Below are 16531 nucleotides of genomic sequence, written 5' to 3'. Positions count from 1 at the left end.
ACGACCGCTACAGCGAGTCGTCACACTTTCTCAACCAACCTGCCTGGGCAGTACATCTAGAGCGACGTGAGGATCCGCGGCCCGTCGTCGGTGACGGCGACGGTGTGTTCCCAGTGGGCGGCGCGGGATCCGTCCGCCGTGACGACGGTCCACTGGTCTTTGAGCACAACGGTCTTCGTGGTGCCCAGCGTGAGCATCGGTTCGATGGCCAGTACCGAACCAGCCGCCAGATGCGGGCCCCTTCCGGGCGCCCCTTCGTTGGGCAGGAACGGGTCCATGTGCATCTGCCTACCGATGCCGTGCCCGCCGTAGCCGCCGACGATCCCGAACTTGCGGCCGTACCGCTTCTCGGCGGCATGCGACTCGACCTCGATCGCGTGGGAGACGTCGGTGAGCCGGTTGCCGGGCACCATGGCGGCGATGCCCGCCTCCATGGCCTCGCGGGTGGCTGCGGACAGCGCTTCGTCGACGGCAATCAACGGACCGATACCGAAGGTGACCGCGGAGTCGCCGTGCCAACCATCGAGGATCGCCCCGCAATCGATGGACACCAAATCGCCCGATGAGAGGATGTCGTCCGCGGACGGAATGCCGTGCACTACACGATCATTGACCGACGAGCAGATGCTGGCCGGAAAGCCATGGTAGCCGAGGAACGACGGGGTGCCGCCACCGTCGCGGATCACCGCTTCGGCGATCTCGTCGAGCGCGAGCGTAGACACACCGGGGACCGCGGCTTCGCGGACCGCGGCCAACGCGGAGGCAACCAGTGCACCCGCAGCGGCCATCGCGTCGAGTTCGGCGGGGGTGCGCTGCGGCACGACCCGGCGGCTCCGCAGCCCTGGCAGACCCATGACCGAACTACTTGCCGAGCGCTCGTAGCGCCCGGGCGAACACCTCGTCCAGCGGGCCCACGGCATCGACGGTCTGGAGGTTGTTGTGGGAGTAATACTCGAGCAGCGGCTCGGTCTCGTCCCGGTAGACCTGCATCCGGTTGCGGATGACGTCTTCGGTGTCGTCGTCGCGGCCACGGGCCTTGAGCCTCGTGAAGAGCTCGTCCTCTGAGACGGCGAACTCCAGCACGGCGTCGAGCTTGGTGTTGTGGTTCTTCAGCATCTCGTCGAGGGCCTTGGCCTGCTCGACCGAGCGCGGGTAACCGTCGAGGATGAACCCGGCGGCCGCGTCCTCCTGCTCGATCCGGTCTTCGACGAGTGCATTGGTGAGGGTGCTCGGCACCAGGTCGCCGGCGTCAAGGTAACGCTTGGCCTCGACCCCCAGCTCGGTGCCTTCGTTGATGTTCTTGCGGAACAGGTCGCCGGTCGAGATCTGCGGGATTCCGAGCTTCTCAGAGAGCTTCTGCGCCTGGGTGCCTTTACCCGCGCCGGGCGGTCCGAGTAGAACGACTCTCACTTCAGGAACCCTTCGTAGTTGCGTTGCATCAGCTGGCTCTCGATCTGTTTGACCGTATCCAAGCCGACACCGACCATGATCAGAACCGCAGTACCGCCGAAGGGCAGGTTCTGCACTGAGCCTGTGTTGCCGATCTGCAGGAACAGGTTCGGCAACACGGCGATGACACCCAGATAGATCGAGCCCGGCAGGGTGATCCGATTGAGCACATATCGCAGATAGTCGGCGGTGGGCGCACCTGGACGGATGCCTGGAATGAACCCGCCGAACTTCTTCATCTCGTCGGCACGTTCCTCGGGGTTGAACGTGATCGACACATAGAAGTACGTGAAGAAGATGATGAGCCCGAAATAGACCGCGATATAGACCGGGTCAGCGGGGTTCGTGAGGTACTCGGCGACAAACCTGGACCAGCCGCTGTTCGACGCGTTCGGGTCACCGCTGGTGATCAGCTGCGTGATCAGGTGCGGGATGTAGATCAGCGACGACGCGAAGATGACCGGGATGACACCCGCCTGGTTGACCTTCAGCGGCAGATAGGTCGACGTACCGCCGTACATCCGCCTGCCGACCATGCGCTTGGCGTACTGGACCGGGATGCGTCGCTGGCCCTGCTCCACGAACACCACGCCGACGACGATGCCCAGGGTGGCCAGGCAGACCATGGTGAACACCAGACCGCCGCGGCTGTCCAGGATGGACTTGCCCTCGCCGGGGATCGCCGACGCGATGCTGGCGAAGATCATCAGCGACATGCCGTTGCCGATGCCGCGCTCGGTCACCAGCTCGCCCATCCACATCACCAGCGCGGCGCCCGCGGTCATCACCAGCACCATCACGACGAGCGTGAAGATGTTCAGGCCGTCGCTCTGGCCCTGAATGATGTCGAGCGTGCAGCCCTGAAGAAGGCCACCGTTGGCGGCCAGCGCGACGATGCTGGTGGATTGCAGCAGCGCCAGGGCGATCGACAGATAACGCGTGTACTGCGTCATCTTCGTCTGGCCGGCCTGGCCCTCTTTACGCAGCTGCTCGAAGCGCGGGATGACGACGGTCAGCAGCTGCACGATGATGCTGGCGGTGATGTAGGGCATGATGCCGACCGCGAACACCGAGAGCTGCAGTAGTGCGCCGCCGGAGAACAGGTTGATCAGTGAATAGACCTGGCCCGAGTCGCCGCCGCTGACCTCCGCGATGCACTGCTGAACGTTCGGGTAGTTGACGCCGGGCGACGGAATCGAGGCGCCCACGCGGTAAAGGATGACGATGCCGATGGTGAAGAGGATTTTGCGCCGCAGGTCCACTGTCCGCAGTGACGAGATGAAAGCCGAAAGCACTCTTCCTCCTGCGCAGCCGACCTGTGACTAGCGGCATGCAAATGTGGCTGGTCTGACCAGCGGGTTCTTGGCTAAGTCTGGGTATCGATCATGAGCGACGTCCGTCAGGCGCGCAGCCTGCGAAGTCACGCGTCAAACAGTCTACGAGACTAACAGTTGCAGCTCCTTTGCCCTGCATCCTGCCGCCTCGATGTGCACTCACAGTTGCTTCTCAGCCGGGGAACATACCGTGGGACTTATCTCGTTATATCCACTAAGTAAATGATTTCTTCGACTAGGGGCTGATGATGGCTAGGACTGAGAACGACACGTGGGATCTCGCGTCGAGCGTCGGCGCGACGGCGACGATGGTCGCCGCGGCGCGCGCGATCGCGACCAAGGCCGACGATGCATTGATCGACGATCCGTTCGCCGAACCTCTGGTCCGCGCGGTCGGGGTGGACTTCTTCACCAAGCTCGCAAGTGGAGAGCTGCGCGCTGAGGATGTCGACGTCGACCACGCATCCGTCGGAATGGCGCGGATGACCGACAACATGGCGGTACGGACCAAGTTCTTCGACGAGTTTTTTGCTGCCGCCGTCGGAGGCGGCAATTCAGCAGACGCCGCCTCGGGGGTCCGCCAGGCGGTGATCCTGGCGTCGGGCCTGGACTCCCGGGCATACCGGCTGGCGTGGCCCGCGGGGACGACCGTCTACGAGATCGATCAGCCCGAGGTCATCGAGTTCAAGACCAGGACGCTCGCGGACTTCGGCGCCGAGCCGACCGCCGACCGCCGGACCGTCGCGGTGGATCTTCGCTTCGACTGGCCCTCGGCACTGATCGCCGCCGGGTTCGACCCGAGCAGGCCCACCGCGTGGAGCGCAGAGGGCCTGTTGGGCTATCTGCCGCCGGAGGCACAGGACAAGCTGCTCGACACCATCACCGAGCTCAGCGCCGTCGGCAGTCGCGTCGCGGTCGAGAGCACGCCGGGCATCGATCCGGCGGACCACGAGAAGGCGATCGAGCGGATGCAGGAAGCCGCCCAGCAGTGGCGGAACCACGGCTTCGAACTCGACTTCGCCGACCTCATCTACTTGGGTGACCGCAACGAGGCGTCGGCGTACCTGGCCGATCGCGGCTGGCAGGTCTCTAGGCAGAGTGTCAAGCAGCTGTTGAGTGAGAACGGATTGCCTGAAATCACCGAAGAGGACGAGGACGTCGCCCGCTTCGGTGACCTGCAGTACGTCACGGGCATACTCGGGTCATGAGCCGGGCGGACGGCCGAACCGAAGGAGACAGCTGGGATCTGGCGTCCAGCGTCGGCACCACCGCCACGATGGTCGCCGCGGCACGCGCGGTGGCGAGTCGTGATGCCGACCCACTGTTCGACGACCCCTATGCCGCAGCGCTGGTGCGCGCCGTCGGCCTGGACTTTTTCACGAAGCTCGCCGACGGGGAGGTCGAATTGCCCGACGACGGCGAGCCCGGCGGTCCGGCGTTCCTCGCCACCTCGATCGCGGTGCGAACGCGATTCTTCGACGACTTCTTCACCGAGGCAGGCGCGGCCGGAATACGCCAGGCCGTGATTCTGGCGTCGGGGCTGGATTCGCGCGCCTACCGGCTGTCATGGTCGGACGGCACCGTCGTCTACGAGATCGACCAGCCCCAGGTGATCGAGTTCAAGTGCGCGACGATGGAGTCCATCGGCGCCACCCCTGCCGCCGAACAGCGCACGGTCGGCATCGACCTGCGTGAGGACTGGCCGAAGGCGTTGCGCGGCAGTGGTTTCGACCCACATCAGCCGACGGCCTGGAGTGCCGAAGGTCTGCTGGTCTATCTGCCGCCGGACGCACAGGACCGGCTGTTCGACGACATCACGGCACTCAGCGCGCGGGGCAGCCGGCTGGCCACCGAGTATCACCCCGACGCCGCCGCCAGCATCGGCGCGCGGCTCAAGGGCATGAAGGACCGCTGGGGTGACGCCCCCGATATGGACATCACGAAGTTGTTCTACGACGGTGAGCGCAACGGGGTCATCGAATACCTGGGCGAGCACGGCTGGAACGTCTCAGCCCGTCGCCGCCCGGAGGTGTTCGCCGGGTATGGCCGCGAGTTTCCCGACACCGAAGCCCTTGTACCACTCCGCGATTCGCTTGCAGTCATCGCGACTCGAAAGTAGGAATCCATGCCACGCACCGACAACGATTCATGGGATCTGGCGTCCAGCGTCGGATCGACAGCGACGATGGTCGCCGCGCAACGGGCGCTGAGCAACCGTGAGGAACTCATCCACGACCCGTATGCCGAGCCGTTGGTGCGCGCCGTCGGAATGGACTTCTTCATCCGCGCACTCGACGGCGAGATCGACCTCGACGAGGTCGACCCTCGGTTCAACGTGCGCAACGCAGCAGAGGGAATGGCAGTGCGCACACGCCATTTCGACACATTGTTCACCGACGCGGCCGCCGCCGGTGTGCGGCAGGCCGTGATCCTTGCCGCGGGGCTGGACGCGCGGGCGTATCGGCTGGCGTGGCCCGCGGGGACCACTGTCTACGAGCTGGACCAGCCCGAGGTCATCGCGTTCAAGAGCGACACGTTGGCGCAATTGGGCGCCGAGCCTGCCGCCGACCGGCGACCGATCGCGATCGACCTCCGCGAGGACTGGCCGAAAGCGCTGGTGGATAACGGCTTCGACGCCACCCAGCCGACGGCGTGGATCGCCGAGGGATTACTGATCTACCTGCCACCCGACGCTCAGGACCTGTTGTTCGACCGCATCGACGAGCTCAGCGCGCCCGGTAGCCGTGTCGCGACCGAGCACATCCCGGACATCAGCGCGTTCTCCGACGAAAGGTCGCAGGAGATCGCGGACCGGCTCAAGAAGTACGGTCACGACATCGAGATGTCGGAGCTGATCTATCGCGACGAGCGCAATGACGTCATCGACTACCTCACCGCCAAAGGTTGGGACGTCTCAGCGCAGGCGATGCGGGACGCCTACGCCGCCAACGGGTTCGAATTCCCGGAGGACAGTGCGATGGGCTTCTTCGCCGACATGAGCTACCTGTCCGCGATCAAGCGCTAGGTCCGCCTGCCAGTTCGAGGAACCTGGCGTACCGGTCTTCTACCGGGTCGGTCCACGCGGGATCGGGTTCGACGATGCGGTCGACAGAGGCCCATCGCGCGGCGTCGCCGACGGCAGTTTCGAGTCCGGCCGCCATCCGTGCCAAAAACGCCGCACCCAGCGCGGCGCCCTCGGCGACGCCCGACACGCTCACGGGCAGCCCGGTGGCGTCGGCGATGGCCTGCATCCACGGCGCGACGCGCGTGCCGCCGCCCGTCGCGACAATGCGCGTCGCCCGGGCGCCGCTCATCTCGACGATCTGCCGCACAACGAATCCCGACGCCTCATAGGCGGCGCGTCGCACCGAGGCACCGTCGTGGGTGAGGTTCAGCCCGTCGAGCACGCCGCGGCGATCGGGATCGTGCAGCGGGACGCGTTCACCGCGCAGATAGGGCGACCACACCGGCACCCGCCCGGGGTCGACGTCGCCGTTCCCGACGAGGCGGTCCACCCAGCCGAGGAACAAACCACCCGCGTTACTCGGCCCGCCGATCTGGAGCTTGCCCTCGGCGGTGTGTGGCAGCGTCCAGAGGCCGGGCACCTCACGGAACTCACTGGTCGTCACCCACACGATCAGAGTCGTGCCGCACAACACGAGGACGTCGCCGTCCTGGTCGGCGCCCGCGACGATCTGTTCGCACACCGCATCGACCGCGCCCGCGGCCAACACGGTGTCGGAGTCCCGCAGCCGACCCACCGCGACACCGGTCGTCTCCACACGTGGCATCGCCGCCGGGTTCGTACCGCACTCGGCGCAGACCGATTCGCTCCACCGCTCGCCGTCGAACAACGGATAAGCGGTGCTGGCGGTGGAATTGTCGATGATTGCCTCGCCCGCGAGCGCATGATTGGCCACCGCCGCCGCGGGCCAGTACCCGTGGGCGCCGGGCGCCTCCCCCACCGTCCAGCGCAGGAACTCTTCTGCTTCACCGGAGAGGAACGTGGTGTCCGGGCCGGCGTCCCGCCTACCGCGGACGTCGCCGTAGAGCAGGCCCGGGGTGAGCGGCCGTCCCTCGTCGTCGACGGCCGTCAGGGACGGCACCATCGCGGTGACCGCCACCGCCGCGGCATCGGGCCGACGCAATTCGGCAAGGGCCGCCAACGGTCCCCGCCGCCACGCCTCGTCGGCGTCATGTTCGAACTGATCTGGTGCGGGGACCCGCAATCGGTGCGGGATCCGGACCCGCGCGGCCACCTGACCATCCTCGTCGGCGGCCACCGCCTTCACGGCCGTCGTACCGATGTCGATGCCGATAGTGACCGCTTTGGCTGACACGGGCGCCACCGTACGCCAGCATGTCCATACGTGAGCAGACTTCGCGCGCTCGTGACCGCACCACTGCGCGGTCCCGGCCTCGACAAGCTGAACCAACTGGTCGACGTTGTGTACGACCCGTGGATCGAGCTACGCCCGCTGCGGATCTACTCGGCCGAACAGCTCGCCGAGCGTGCGAGCGCCGAGCACGCCGACATCCTTGTCGTGGAGGCTGATTCGGTGAGCGGGCCGGTACTCGATCTGCCGCTGCGGGCGGTTGCGTCCACGCGCGGGGACCCCAACAATGTCGACGTGGCCGCGGCGACGGCGGTCAAGGTGCCGGTGCTGAATACGCCGGGCCGCAATGCCGACGCCGTCGCGGAAATGGCGATCGCGCTGCTCTTCGCCGCTACCCGTCAGGTGCTGACCGCCGATGCAGACGTCCGCGCTGGAGAGGTGTTTCGCGACGGCACCATCCCCTACCAACGGTTTCGGGCATGGGAGGTCGCGGGGATGACGGCCGGGCTGGTGGGTCTCGGCGCCGTGGCCCGAGCGCTGCGCTGGCGGCTGCAGGGGCTCGGCCTGACGGTGATCGCCTGCGACCCGTACAACGACGAGGCCACCCACAGCCTCGACGCCCTGCTCGCCGAGGCCGACATCATCTCGCTGCACGCGCCCGTCACCGACGACACCGTGGACATGATCGGCGCCGACCAGTTCGCAAAGATGCGCGACGGCGCGGTGTTCCTCAATACTGCTCGCGCGCAACTGCACAACACCGATGCCCTCGTCGACGCGCTGCGCTGTGGCAAGCTCGGCGCGGCCGGGCTGGATCACTTCGTCGGCGAATGGCTGCCGGTCGATCATCCGCTCACGGGGATGTCCAACGTCGTGCTCACACCTCATATCGGCGGCGCCACGTGGAACACTGAGGCGCGGCAGGCGCAGATCGTCGCCGACGGCCTCGAGATGCTGTTGTCCGGACGCTCGCCCGCGCACATCGTCAACCCGGAGGTGCTGACATGGTGAGATACGTCGCCAACCCCGAGGACGCGGTGCTCGACGCTGCCAAGGACATGCTGCGCCGCGGCCTTGTCGAGGGCACCGCGGGCAATATCTCGGCCAGGCGCGAGGACGGCAACATCGTCATCACGCCGTCGTCGGTGGACTATGCCGACATGGTGCTGGACGACCTCGTCCTCGTCGACTCCGAAGGTGCTGTGCTGACCGCCAAGGACGGCCGGAGCCCGTCGACGGAGATGTCGCTGCACCTGGCGTGCTATCGCGCATTCGACGACATCGGCAGCGTGATCCACAGTCATCCGGTGTGGGCCACGATGTTCGCGGTCGCCCGTCAGTCGATTCCGGCCTGCGTCGACGAGTTCGCCGTGTACTGCGGCGGCGAGATTCGGTGTGCGGAGTACGCGGCGTCAGGAAGTCCCGATGTCGGCGACAACGCAGTGAAAGCGTTGCAGGACAGGGCGGCAGCGCTGATCGCCAACCACGGGCTGGTGGCGGTGGGCCCGCGGCCCGACAAGGTGCTGCATGTCACCGCGTTGGTGGAGCGCACCGCGCAGATCGCCTGGGGCGCAAGAGCTCTCGGTGGGCCGGTCCCCATTCCCGACGAAGTCAACAAGAACTTCGCCTCGGTATACGGCTACCTACGCCAGAATCCCATGTGACGGGTGGGGTTCTAGAAGCGGTAATCGCCCAGCCAGAGCGCGCTGACGCCGGTTACCGACCGTTCGGCCTGGCTGAGCACCCCGGCCACCGAGCGGCCCACGAGGACCGCCAGGGCCTCAGGCATCGACGCGGCCGCAGGCTGCGACGACGCTTTCGGCCTCAGCATGTCCATGAGCGACGAGCCCGGGTAGTTGACCAGGCGGACCTCGTCGTCGGGATCGAGGCCGGCCAGCACCTTGGCGCGGTTGAGCGCGGTGCGGAACCCGCCGAGTTCGTCGACAAGGCCGTGTTCCAGCGCGTCGGCCCCGGTCCACACCCGACCGCGAGCAACCGCGTCGACGGCCTCGACGGTCATCTTGCGACCCGAGGCGACACGCTCGACGAAGTCGGAGTAGGAGAGATCAGCCTCTGCCGCGACCAGCGCGTGCTGCTCATCGGTGAAGGGCTGGTTGATCGACCAGGCGTCGGCGTTGGCGTTGGTGCGCACCGAATCCGAGCCGATGCCGAGACGGTCCTTGAGTTCCCGGGCGACCAGCTTGCCGGTCACGACACCGATCGAGCCGGTGATTGTTCCTGGATTGGCGACGATCGCATCGGCGGCCATCGACACGTAATAGCCACCCGATGCCGCGACCGCACCCATCGACGCGACAACGGGTTTTCCGCTGTCCCGCACCCGGTTCACCTCGCGCCAAACGGTTTCCGAGGCGGTCGCCATTCCACCGCGACTGTCCACTCGCAACACGATCGCGGAGACGGAATCGTCGGCCGCCGCCTCGCGCAAGGCCGCAGTGATGGTGTCACCGCCGGCGCTTGATTCGCCGAACGACAGCACCTGCGGTCCGCCCCGGCCGCTGACGATCAGGCCGTGCACGGTGATGACGGCGATCGTCGGCTTGCCCTTGCGGCCCGGAACCGGCGGCAGCGGTGACGAGGGTCGCGAAACAGTGGCTTTCGCGTATCGCGACAGGTACAGCCGGGGCGGCGCATCGTCGGAATCCGCATCGCCGTTCTTGGATGAAATGTCAGACGCACCAACGAGTTCGACGATACGTGCGTACGCCTCGTCGCGGAATCCGATTCGATCGACCAGGTGGCCGGTGACAGCGTCGTCGCGCAATAATGGCGCTTTGTCGGCAAGCGCGTCGACGTCGGCTGCCTCGATACCGCGTGACTCGGATACCGCCTGCGCGACCTGGGCATGCAGGCTTTCGATCAGTCTGGTGTCAGCCTCCCGGTGGGAATCGGTATAGCTGTTCTGGGTGAAACGGTTTGGGGCTGACTTGTATTCGCCACGCGCGATGTACTGAGCCTCGATACCCGCTTTATCGAGCGCATCGCGTAAGAACATCGCACTGGTGGCGAAACCGACCAAACCGACTGTGCCCGAGGGTTGCATCCACACCTCGCGGAACGCCGAAGCGAGGTAGTACGACAGAGTGCCCGGATAGGTCTCGGCCCACGCGAGCGACGGTTTCACGTCGCTGAACGCCGAGATCGCGTCGCGCAGTTCCTGCACCGGACCCGGCGCGGCTGCACTCAGCTGGACGCGCGCGATCAGCCCGGCCACGCGCGGATCGTCGGCGGCACGGTGGATGGCGGCGACAACGTCGCGCAGCACCATTGGCCGCGTGCCGGCGGTGATCATCGACAGCGGGTCGAAGCCACCGGTTTCCGGTGGCGCTGCCATCAGATCGAGCTCAAGCACACACCCGCCGGGGACGCCGTGATGACGGGCGGTGTCCACCCGCTTGCCGAGCGCACGTAAGTCGTCGATTCCAGGGATGCCGGGCAGAAATGCGAACATCCTGTGAGCCTACCGGCGCGAAAGTGGGGGCCGGCCTGTCGCAGTTCCGGCCGCTGGCCGGAAGCGACGTTGCCGATCTCGGCAAGACCGAAAACACGACGGCAACAGAGTATTTCAGTCCGCTTTCGCCAGTGCGGTCAGTGACCCAGGTGCGGGTTAGCGGCCCAGGTACCGGGAGAACTGCGGGCAGTAGATGTTCACCGAGGCCCGCATGAAGCCCACGGCCTGTTCCTTGGTCAGATTGCTGTTCACCAAGGACTGGAGGATGCCTCGTACCAACGGTGGCGGGTTGGGATTGCGCGCCATCTCCCGGGTCATCGTGTCGCAGACCTGTCGGCCCAACGCCGGGACATCGGTTTCGGGGCCGACGGTGATGCCCAGGGAGCTCACTGCCTTCTCGAACTGCTCGTCGGCGTCCTGAGCGTGCGCGGACGCGGCGCTACCGAAGACCGCGAGGCCGGCGCTGACCATCGCAACAGCGATGGCACGACGGACAGTGGTCATGTCTGCTCCTGAACTTTTCGGCACGCGCAATGTAGATCGCGCCCGTGACCCGTTGCGTTACCGCATTCGACGAAACGCAAGAGCCCCCACCGTAACGGCAGGGGCCCTTGTCGACAACTGGACCTACAGCTCGGCGGCGGGCCGCCAATCAGACTTCGGTCGCGGATCCGCCCGCAGCGGTGATCTTCTCGCGTGCACTGCCGCTGAACTTGTGAGCGGTGACGTTGACCTTCACGGTCAGCTTGCCGTCGCCGAGCACCTTGACCAACGTGTTCTTGCGCACCGCACCGGAAGCCACCAGCTCGTCGACACCCACATCGCCGCCCTTGGGGAACAGCTTGTTGATGTCGCCGACGTTGACGACCTCGTACTCGGTCCTGAACCGGTTGCGGAAGCCCTTGAGCTTCGGCAGCCGCATGTGGATGGGCATCTGGCCACCCTCGAACGTCGCCGGGACGTTCTTACGTGCCTTGGTGCCCTTGGTGCCGCGACCGGCGGTTTTGCCCTTGGAACCCTCACCGCGACCCACGCGGGTCTTGGCGGTCTTCGACCCCGGCGCCGGGCGCAGGTCGTGCAGTTTGATGGTCATTGCTAAACCTCTTCTACCTCGACGAGGTGGTGGACGGTCTTGATGAGTCCACGGGTCTGGTCGTTGTCCTCACGCACCACGGACTGCCGGATCTTGCGCAATCCGAGGGTCCGCAGGCTCTCGCGTTGCTTCCAGCGCGCACCGATGGTGCTACGCACCTGAGTGATCTTGAGCTCTGCCATGGTTACGCCGTTCCCTCACGCGCGGCCGACGCGGCGAGCGCCTCGGCTTCACGCCGCGCCCGCAACATGCCTGCCGGCGCCACTTCCTCGATGGTCAGGCCACGTCGGGCCGCGACCTCTTCCGGACGCTGCAGCAGCTTGAGCGCGGCCACGGTGGCGTGCACCACGTTGATCGCGTTGTCGCTGCCCAGCGACTTGGCCAGGATGTCGTGCACGCCCGCACACTCCAGCACCGCGCGAGCCGCACCACCGGCGATCACACCGGTACCAGGGCTGGCCGGACGCAGCATCACGACGCCCGCTGCGGCCTCGCCCTGCACCGGGTGCGTGATCGTGCCGCCGATCAGCGGTACGCGGAAGAAGCCCTTACGCGCTTCCTCGACACCCTTGGCGATGGCGGCCGGGACCTCTTTGGCCTTGCCGTAGCCGACACCGACCATGCCCTTGCCGTCGCCGACGATGACCAGCGCGGTGAAGCTGAACCGCCGGCCACCCTTGACCACCTTGGAGACGCGGTTGATCGTGACGACGCGTTCGATGTAGTTGCTCTTCTCGCCGCCGTCGCGACCGCCACGGCCTCCGCCGCGGTCGTCGCGACGACCACGGCCGTCGCGGTCACCACGACCGCCTCCGCGGTTGTCCTGCGCCGGAGCGGCGCCAGCCTGCTCGGCCATCATGCAGTCCTTCCGTAATGAGTCATTAGAACTTCAGCCCGCCTTCGCGCGCTGCGTCAGCCAGTGCCGCGATGCGCCCGCCGTAGGTGTAGCCACCGCGGTCGAACACCACGGCCTCGATACCCGCAGCCTTCGCGCGCTCGGCGATCAGCTGACCGACCCGCACGCTGTGGGCCTTTTTGTCGCCGTCGACCGCACGCACGTCCGCCTCGATCGACGATGCGGCGGCCACTGTGGTGCCGTCGAGGTCGTTGATCAGCTGCACGTGGATGTGCCGCGACGAGCGGTTGACCATCAAGCGCGGCACCTCTGCCGTGCCCTCGATCTTCTTGCGCAGTCGGGCGTGCCGACGCAACCGCGAGACGCGCCGGACCTCGGACACGCTCTGCCCCACAGCCTTACGTGACGACGCCTCAGTCTTAGAAGAAGCCATTTCTACTTACCTGTCTTTCCGACCTTGCGGCGGATCTGCTCACCCTCGTAGCGAATGCCCTTGCCCTTGTAGGGATCGCTCTTGCGCAGGCGGCGGATGTTCGCCGCGATCTGGCCGACCTTCTGCTTGTCGATGCCGGAGATCGAGAACTTCGTCGGTGTCTCCACTGCGAACGACACACCTTCGGGGGCGTTGATCAACACCGGATGGCTGTAACCAAGGGCGAACTCGAGGTTGCTGCCCTTGGCCACCACGCGGTAGCCGACGCCGAAGATCTCCATCTTGGTGGTGTAGCCCTCGGTCACACCCGTCACCAGGTTGGCGATGAGCGTGCGGGACAACCCGTGCAGCGAGCGGTTTTCGCGCTCGTCGTTCGGACGGGTCACCACGATGGCGCCATCGTCGTCGCGCGCGATCTGGATCGGTTCGGCCACCGTCAGCTCAAGAGTTCCCTTGGGACCCTTGACCGAGACGTTCTGGCCGGTGATCGTGACATCGACTCCGGCGGGAACCGGAACCGGTTGCTTTCCAATTCGTGACATGGTCTTTAGGCTCCTATCCCCACTACCACACGTACGCGAGGACTTCGCCGCCGACGCCCTCTCGGGCGGCCTGACGGTCGGTTCGCAGACCCGACGACGTGGAGATGATCGCCACGCCCAGACCGCCGAGCACGCGCGGCAGATTGGTGGACTTCGCGTAGACGCGCAGACCGGGCTTGCTCACCCGGCGCAGTCCCGCGATGCTGCGTTCACGGCTCGGGCCGTATTTCAGTTGCACCACAAGCGACTTGCCCACCCGGGCATCCTCGGTGTGGTAATCGGAGATGTAGCCCTCGCTCTTGAGGATCTCGGCGATGTTGGCCTTGATCTTCGAGTGTGGCAGCGACACCTCGTCGTGGTACGCCGAATTGGCGTTGCGCAGACGTGTCAAGAAGTCTGCGATCGGATCCGTCATGGTCATGACAGCCGGTTCACCTTCCTCGCGGCGGTTCCCCCCGAAAGCTCTTGGGGGCCTACCGCAACCTTTTTGATGTGGTTTGTAGTTGTTGGCTGACTAGGGCTTGACGCTGTTCGCGCAAGCGCTCATCACCAGCTGGACTTCTGAACGCCGGGCAGTTCGCCGGCGTGCGCCATCTCGCGCAGGCAGATACGGCAGAGCCCGAACTTGCGGTAAACCGCGTGCGGGCGACCGCACCTATTGCACCGGGTGTAGCCGCGCACCTTGAACTTCGGCTTCTTGTTGGCCTTGTTGACCAGAGCCTTCTTTGCCATTTGCTCAGTTCTCCTTGAAAGGGAAGCCAAGTGCACGCAGCAGCGCGCGGCCTTCGTCGTCGTTCGTCGCCGACGTGACGACGGTGATGTCCATACCCCGGGGGCGATCGATGTCGTCGATGTTGATCTCGTGGAACATCGACTGCTCGTTGAGCCCGAAGGTGTAGTTGCCGGTGCCGTCGAACTGCTTGGGGCTGAGCCCGCGGAAGTCGCGGATACGCGGCAGCGCGATCGAGGTCAGGCGGTCGAGAAACTCCCACATCCGGTCGCCGCGCAGCGTCACCCGCGCACCGATCGGCATGCCCTCACGCAGCTTGAACTGTGCGATGGACTTGCGGGCCTTGCGAATCTCGGGCTTCTGGCCGGTGATCAGCGCCAGGTCGTTGACTGCACCGTTGATCAGCTTGGCGTCGCGGGCGGCGTCACCGACACCCATGTTCACGACGACCTTGACCACGCCGGGGATCTGCATGACGTTCGCGTAGCCGAATTCCTTCAGCAGCGCGTCCTTGATCTCCTCGCGGTAGCGCTGCTTGAGCCGCGGGACGGTCTTTTCTTCAGTGCTGGTTGTGGGAGTCACTCTAGATGTCCTTGCCGTTGGTCTTGGCGATGCGGACCTTCTTGCCGCTCTCTTCGTCCGTGCGATACCCGATGCGGGTCGGCTTGCCGTCGGAGTCGACGACCATCACGTTGCTCGCGTCGATGGCGGCCTCCTGCGTGACGATGCCGCCGGACTGCGCGCCGCGCTCGTTGCGCGAGACCGCGGTGTGCTTCTTGATCCGGTTGACGCCCTCGACGAGGATCTTGTTCCGCGACGGATACGCCTGCAGCACCTTGCCTTTGGCGCCCTTGTCTTTACCGGAGACGACCAGAACGGTGTCGCCCTTGTGGACCTTCACTTACAACACCTCCGGGGCAAGCGAGACGATCTTCATGAAGCGCTTCTCGCGCAGTTCGCGGCCGACCGGGCCGAAGATGCGCGTACCGCGCGGGTCGTTGTCGGCCTTGATGATGACGGCGGCGTTCTCGTCGAACTTGATGTAGCTGCCGTCGGCGCGACGGCGCTCCTTGACGGTGCGCACGATCACGGCCTTGACGACCTCGCCGCGCTTGACGTTGCCGCCCGGGATGGCGTCCTTGACAGTTGCCACGATGATGTCGCCGATGCCGGCGTAACGCCGCCCCGATCCGCCGAGCACGCGGATGCACAAGATCTCCTTGGCACCCGTGTTATCGGCGACCTTCAGCCGCGATTCCTGCTGAATCACTCGAACTCCTCGACCTGGTATTTGAACGTACGGCAGGCCTGAACATCTGGCGGGCACAGCCCACCAGTGACCCGACGTGCGCGGTCTTGCTGTCACCGAAGAGCACGCAGGGATTTCGAAACGAGATCCGAGGTCTGCCCAAGGCAACCCGTTGATTCTAGGTGACGACCTGCGAGGAACCAAATCGCTGCTGGTCGGGCGCCGGTCGGCGCCGAGGCAATGTCACGCTGAGAGCGTCGTCGCGGCTATATGTGCACGGCATCGCTCTCAGACTGACATTGTGATCACCCCGCGAAGCTCAGGGTATTTCGATGGCGAAATCGTCCATCATCGGCGAGGTGAACGGGTCGAATCCCGCGCCGGAGGGTCCCTGTACATGCACCGCCACCAGGTAGTCGCCTGAGTTCGTCCAGACGTGCGCGACGCGATCGCCGAATTCGACGGCCTGCTCGGGAGTATCCGCCCACGAGCCGAGCAACTTCTGACCGCTGTATCCGCACAGGTCCGCGGGCAGCACGCTGACGCTGCTGACCGCCGAAGCCGCCATCGCATCGTCGGCGTACTGCTTGAAGGCCGCCGCGGGGTCCAGCGTCGTCCTGGCGATCGTGACCGTCGCCCACGTCCCGTCGGGGCCGGTCAGCTTCGCGCCGACGTCGCCGTCGGCCTGCCCCGTCGACCAGCCCTGCGGCAGAACGACCGTGATCCTGGGCGCCCCGGGATCCGCGACGGCTGCAGTCACCCCCTGCTGCGCAGGATCGGGCAGTTGGCAGGTGACCGTGTTCGGCGCGACCGAGGTGCGGGTGGTGGGCACAACGCCGGGTTCGGTGAGGTCGGCCTCCGGCGTCGGGATGGCCCGCGTGGTCTGCGTCGAGGTCATCGTGACCGACGCCGCCGTTTCGGCGACCGTCTCCCCGTCCTCGGCGACAGGCTCACCTTCACTGGTCTTACCGCAGGCCGATACCACCAAGGCCGCCGTGCACAGCGCGGCGAGTACCGCCGATCGAGTTCTCATCGG

The 16531-nt window shown here is 65.9% G+C and carries 22 protein-coding genes; 5 read left to right on the top strand and 17 right to left on the bottom strand.

Annotated elements, in window-relative coordinates:
* Nucleotides 1–56 precede the first annotated feature (56 nt).
* The 3 genes from map to secY are packed head-to-tail and all read right to left on the bottom strand — an operon-like array spanning nt 57 to nt 2744.
* Nucleotides 57–854 carry a type I methionyl aminopeptidase gene (gene map, locus M1248_RS22455; RefSeq protein WP_163735545.1) on the bottom strand — a complete coding sequence of 266 codons (798 nt, stop codon included), beginning with the start codon at nt 852–854 and terminating at the stop codon, nt 57–59.
* 7 nt (nt 855–861) lie between these two features.
* The gene (locus M1248_RS22450; RefSeq protein WP_163735541.1) at nt 862–1410 is read right to left on the bottom strand and encodes an adenylate kinase; all 549 of its coding nucleotides are present in this window, start codon (nt 1408–1410) and stop codon (nt 862–864) included.
* Nucleotides 1407–2744 carry a preprotein translocase subunit SecY gene (gene secY, locus M1248_RS22445; protein ID WP_163735538.1) on the bottom strand — a complete coding sequence of 446 codons (1338 nt, stop codon included), beginning with the start codon at nt 2742–2744 and terminating at the stop codon, nt 1407–1409. Before secY ends, M1248_RS22450 begins: the two co-directional genes overlap by 4 nt.
* A gap of 287 nt (nt 2745–3031) precedes the next feature.
* On the opposite strand from secY, the gene M1248_RS22440 reads away from it, so the two are divergent.
* From M1248_RS22440 to M1248_RS22430, 3 genes are read left to right on the top strand one after another with little or no spacing between them, the layout of a single operon-like run.
* Nucleotides 3032–3991 (top strand): class I SAM-dependent methyltransferase, encoded by a 960-nt coding sequence (locus M1248_RS22440; protein WP_317149757.1) that lies wholly within the window; start codon nt 3032–3034, stop codon nt 3989–3991.
* The gene (locus M1248_RS22435; RefSeq protein ID WP_317149756.1) at nt 3988–4902 is read left to right on the top strand and encodes an SAM-dependent methyltransferase; all 915 of its coding nucleotides are present in this window, start codon (nt 3988–3990) and stop codon (nt 4900–4902) included. Before M1248_RS22440 ends, M1248_RS22435 begins: the two co-directional genes overlap by 4 nt.
* A 6-nt stretch (nt 4903–4908) precedes the next feature.
* Nucleotides 4909–5808 carry a class I SAM-dependent methyltransferase gene (locus tag M1248_RS22430; protein WP_163735528.1) on the top strand — a complete coding sequence of 300 codons (900 nt, stop codon included), beginning with the start codon at nt 4909–4911 and terminating at the stop codon, nt 5806–5808.
* Here M1248_RS22430 and M1248_RS22425 read toward each other — a convergent pair.
* Entirely contained in the window at nt 5798–7123 is a 1326-nt protein-coding gene (locus M1248_RS22425; RefSeq protein WP_317149755.1) for a xylulokinase, read from the bottom strand. The genes M1248_RS22430 and M1248_RS22425 overlap by 11 nt on opposite strands.
* Before the next feature lie 30 nt (nt 7124–7153).
* Between M1248_RS22425 and M1248_RS22420 the strand changes: the two genes are divergently transcribed.
* Nucleotides 7154–8131 carry an NAD(P)-dependent oxidoreductase gene (locus M1248_RS22420; protein WP_317149754.1) on the top strand — a complete coding sequence of 326 codons (978 nt, stop codon included), beginning with the start codon at nt 7154–7156 and terminating at the stop codon, nt 8129–8131.
* On the top strand, nt 8125–8784 hold the full coding sequence (locus M1248_RS22415; protein WP_410506719.1) for an L-fuculose-phosphate aldolase: 660 nt from the start codon (nt 8125–8127) through the stop codon (nt 8782–8784). Before M1248_RS22420 ends, M1248_RS22415 begins: the two co-directional genes overlap by 7 nt.
* A gap of 11 nt (nt 8785–8795) precedes the next feature.
* On the opposite strand, the gene sppA is transcribed toward M1248_RS22415, so the two are convergent.
* The 13 genes from sppA to M1248_RS22350 form a co-directional block, all read right to left on the bottom strand.
* Nucleotides 8796–10592, bottom strand: coding sequence for a signal peptide peptidase SppA (gene sppA, locus M1248_RS22410; protein ID WP_317149753.1), 1797 nt, complete (start codon nt 10590–10592; stop codon nt 8796–8798).
* Between the two features lie 156 nt (nt 10593–10748).
* Nucleotides 10749–11096 (bottom strand): DUF732 domain-containing protein, encoded by a 348-nt coding sequence (locus M1248_RS22405; protein WP_163735519.1) that lies wholly within the window; start codon nt 11094–11096, stop codon nt 10749–10751.
* A 148-nt stretch (nt 11097–11244) separates the two neighbouring features.
* The gene (gene rplO, locus M1248_RS22400; RefSeq protein ID WP_163735516.1) at nt 11245–11685 is read right to left on the bottom strand and encodes a 50S ribosomal protein L15; all 441 of its coding nucleotides are present in this window, start codon (nt 11683–11685) and stop codon (nt 11245–11247) included.
* Nucleotides 11686–11687: 2 nt separating this feature from the next.
* Nucleotides 11688–11867 carry a 50S ribosomal protein L30 gene (gene rpmD, locus M1248_RS22395; protein ID WP_083124674.1) on the bottom strand — a complete coding sequence of 60 codons (180 nt, stop codon included), beginning with the start codon at nt 11865–11867 and terminating at the stop codon, nt 11688–11690.
* Between the two features lie 2 nt (nt 11868–11869).
* Nucleotides 11870–12541 carry a 30S ribosomal protein S5 gene (gene rpsE, locus M1248_RS22390; protein WP_163735514.1) on the bottom strand — a complete coding sequence of 224 codons (672 nt, stop codon included), beginning with the start codon at nt 12539–12541 and terminating at the stop codon, nt 11870–11872.
* A 25-nt stretch (nt 12542–12566) separates the two neighbouring features.
* On the bottom strand, nt 12567–12935 hold the full coding sequence (gene rplR / locus M1248_RS22385; RefSeq protein ID WP_317149764.1) for a 50S ribosomal protein L18: 369 nt from the start codon (nt 12933–12935) through the stop codon (nt 12567–12569).
* Between the two features lie 41 nt (nt 12936–12976).
* On the bottom strand, nt 12977–13516 hold the full coding sequence (rplF, locus tag M1248_RS22380; protein WP_317149752.1) for a 50S ribosomal protein L6: 540 nt from the start codon (nt 13514–13516) through the stop codon (nt 12977–12979).
* Nucleotides 13517–13538: 22 nt separating this feature from the next.
* Nucleotides 13539–13937, bottom strand: a complete 399-nt coding sequence (rpsH, locus tag M1248_RS22375) for a 30S ribosomal protein S8 (protein WP_014209124.1) — start codon at nt 13935–13937, stop codon at nt 13539–13541.
* A 125-nt stretch (nt 13938–14062) separates the two neighbouring features.
* On the bottom strand, nt 14063–14248 hold the full coding sequence (locus M1248_RS22370) for a type Z 30S ribosomal protein S14 (RefSeq protein WP_006245130.1): 186 nt from the start codon (nt 14246–14248) through the stop codon (nt 14063–14065).
* A gap of 4 nt (nt 14249–14252) precedes the next feature.
* Nucleotides 14253–14828 carry a 50S ribosomal protein L5 gene (gene rplE, locus M1248_RS22365; RefSeq protein ID WP_163735508.1) on the bottom strand — a complete coding sequence of 192 codons (576 nt, stop codon included), beginning with the start codon at nt 14826–14828 and terminating at the stop codon, nt 14253–14255.
* Between the two features lies 1 nt (nt 14829).
* Nucleotides 14830–15147 carry a 50S ribosomal protein L24 gene (gene rplX / locus M1248_RS22360; protein WP_163735505.1) on the bottom strand — a complete coding sequence of 106 codons (318 nt, stop codon included), beginning with the start codon at nt 15145–15147 and terminating at the stop codon, nt 14830–14832.
* Nucleotides 15148–15516 carry a 50S ribosomal protein L14 gene (rplN, locus tag M1248_RS22355; protein ID WP_083124662.1) on the bottom strand — a complete coding sequence of 123 codons (369 nt, stop codon included), beginning with the start codon at nt 15514–15516 and terminating at the stop codon, nt 15148–15150.
* A 298-nt stretch (nt 15517–15814) separates the two neighbouring features.
* Complete coding sequence (locus tag M1248_RS22350) at nt 15815–16528, bottom strand: hypothetical protein (protein ID WP_317149751.1); 714 nt, start codon at nt 16526–16528, stop codon at nt 15815–15817.
* Nucleotides 16529–16531 lie beyond the last annotated feature (3 nt).

Source organism: Mycobacterium sp. 29Ha (genome assembly GCF_032883055.1).
GTDB classification, from domain to species: Bacteria; Actinomycetota; Actinomycetes; order Mycobacteriales; family Mycobacteriaceae; genus Mycobacterium; species Mycobacterium gallinarum.
The sequence above is the reverse complement of the archived record's forward strand: the minus strand, read 5'-3'. Positions and strand labels throughout refer to the sequence as shown.

Bases quoted from the DNA above. Each gene is read 5' to 3' on its own strand.
- map (WP_163735545.1), bottom strand. From the start codon at position 854: ATGGGTCTGCCAGGGCTGCGGAGCCGCCGGGTCGTGCCGCAGCGCACC.
- M1248_RS22440 (WP_317149757.1), top strand. From the start codon at position 3,032: ATGGCTAGGACTGAGAACGACACGTGGGATCTCGCGTCGAGCGTCGGC.
- M1248_RS22435 (WP_317149756.1), top strand. From the start codon at position 3,988: ATGAGCCGGGCGGACGGCCGAACCGAAGGAGACAGCTGGGATCTGGCG.
- M1248_RS22430 (WP_163735528.1), top strand. From the start codon at position 4,909: ATGCCACGCACCGACAACGATTCATGGGATCTGGCGTCCAGCGTCGGA.
- M1248_RS22415 (WP_410506719.1), top strand. From the start codon at position 8,125: ATGGTGAGATACGTCGCCAACCCCGAGGACGCGGTGCTCGACGCTGCC.
- sppA (WP_317149753.1), bottom strand. From the start codon at position 10,592: ATGTTCGCATTTCTGCCCGGCATCCCTGGAATCGACGACTTACGTGCG.
- M1248_RS22405 (WP_163735519.1), bottom strand. From the start codon at position 11,096: ATGACCACTGTCCGTCGTGCCATCGCTGTTGCGATGGTCAGCGCCGGC.
- rplO (WP_163735516.1), bottom strand. From the start codon at position 11,685: ATGACCATCAAACTGCACGACCTGCGCCCGGCGCCGGGGTCGAAGACC.
- rpmD (WP_083124674.1), bottom strand. From the start codon at position 11,867: ATGGCAGAGCTCAAGATCACTCAGGTGCGTAGCACCATCGGTGCGCGC.
- rpsE (WP_163735514.1), bottom strand. From the start codon at position 12,541: ATGGCCGAGCAGGCTGGCGCCGCTCCGGCGCAGGACAACCGCGGAGGC.
- rplF (WP_317149752.1), bottom strand. From the start codon at position 13,516: ATGTCACGAATTGGAAAGCAACCGGTTCCGGTTCCCGCCGGAGTCGAT.
- rpsH (WP_014209124.1), bottom strand. From the start codon at position 13,937: ATGACCATGACGGATCCGATCGCAGACTTCTTGACACGTCTGCGCAAC.
- M1248_RS22370 (WP_006245130.1), bottom strand. From the start codon at position 14,248: ATGGCAAAGAAGGCTCTGGTCAACAAGGCCAACAAGAAGCCGAAGTTC.
- M1248_RS22350 (WP_317149751.1), bottom strand. From the start codon at position 16,528: ATGAGAACTCGATCGGCGGTACTCGCCGCGCTGTGCACGGCGGCCTTG.